This is a genomic window from Acidovorax sp. KPB24-03 (assembly GCF_057546605.1).
In genome coordinates, this window is record NZ_BAAJYR010000860.1 from 1 (window position 1) to 732 (window position 732).

Here is a 732-nt window from a genome sequence, read left to right on the forward strand (position 1 = left end):
GCAGCGCGTGGGCCTGGCCAGGGCGCTGGCGTCGGACCCGTCCATCCTGCTGATGGACGAGGCGTTCTCCGCGCTGGACCCGATCATCCGCACCGAGATGCAGAGCGAGCTGCTGCGCCTGCAGCAGATCCAGCGCCGCACCATCGTCTTCATCTCGCACGACCTGGACGAGGCGATGCGCATCGGCGACCGCATCGCCATCATGAAGGACGGCTACGTGGTGCAGGTGGGCACGCCCGACGAGATCCTGCGCAACCCCGCCAACGACTACGTGCGCAGCTTCGTGCGCGGCGTGGACGCGGCGGCGGTCTTCAAGGCCGGCGACATCGCCCGGCGCCCGCTCACCGTGGTGTCGGAGCAGCGCGACCGGGGCTCGCGCGCCGCGCTGCAGCAGCTGGAGGAGCAGGACCGCGACTTCGCCTACGTGGTGAGCCCGGCGCGGATGTACCTGGGCACGGTGTCGGCCGACTCGCTGCGCGCCGCGCTGCAGGGCCACGTGGGCCCGCTGGGCCTGCAGCACGCCTATCTGGACGGCGTGGTGCCCATTCCAGTGGATGCGCCGGTGGCGGACCTGTTCGGCCAGGTGGCGCAGGCGCCCTGCCCGCTGCCGGTGGTGGAGGACGGCGGCCGCTTCCGCGGCGCGATCAGCAAGACCACCCTGCTGCGCTTTCTCGACCGCGACACGCCGCCCGTGCCGCCGGACCCTTTGCCATCCGCGCCCGCGCCCGCCAT

1 protein-coding gene is annotated in these 732 nt (G+C 72.5%); it reads left to right on the plus strand.

Annotation, left to right across the window (positions count from 1 at the left end; all coding sequences use genetic code 11):
• Positions 1-732: CBS domain-containing protein (locus AC27KI_RS26485; RefSeq protein ID WP_487116844.1), on the plus strand; the 732-nt coding region annotated here is incomplete at both ends.